General features: G+C 35.2%; 1 protein-coding gene. It reads left to right on the top strand.

The genetic code is table 11. The features are described 5' to 3' along the window. Nucleotides 1-534, top strand: a 534-nt coding sequence (locus FWJ34_RS19480; protein WP_308256980.1) for an Eco57I restriction-modification methylase domain-containing protein, incomplete at both ends; no start/stop codon positions are given.

Genomic DNA, 534 nt, shown 5'->3' on the forward strand with positions numbered 1-534 from the left:
ATATGAATGTTATACTGGTACGGCGGACTTATACGTTTATTTCTATGAGCAAGGTTTAAGGTTACTCAAAGAAAATGGTTATTTAAGCTATATTTCCTCAAATAAATACTTTAGAGCAGGTTATGGAGAAAAATTACGCAATTATCTAGCTCATAATTCTACTATTGAGCTATTAATCGATTTTGGAGACGCTAACGTTTTTGAGGCGATCGCCTATCCTAGTATTATCCTGTTGAAAAAAGCTCCCCCCCTGCCCTCACAAAGAGAGGATAAAGCCGTAAAAGTCCCCCTTATTAAAAAGGAAAACGGTGTTGAAGTTCCTATTAAGGGGGATTTAGGGAGATCAAAAAGCCCTTTAAAAGTAAATTTAGTGGGGGATCAAAACCATCAAATAAAAGTCTTAAATTGGAGTGCAAATCAACCCTTAAATGACTTTCAAAAAGTCTATGAAAAAGACAGTTTTTTACTACCACAAAAATCCTTAACTGCTGATGGTTGGCGGTTAGAATCTTCTCAAATATTAAACCTCTTAGA

This window comes from Geminocystis sp. GBBB08, assembly GCF_016743215.1.
Lineage (GTDB): Bacteria > Cyanobacteriota > Cyanobacteriia > Cyanobacteriales > Cyanobacteriaceae > Geminocystis.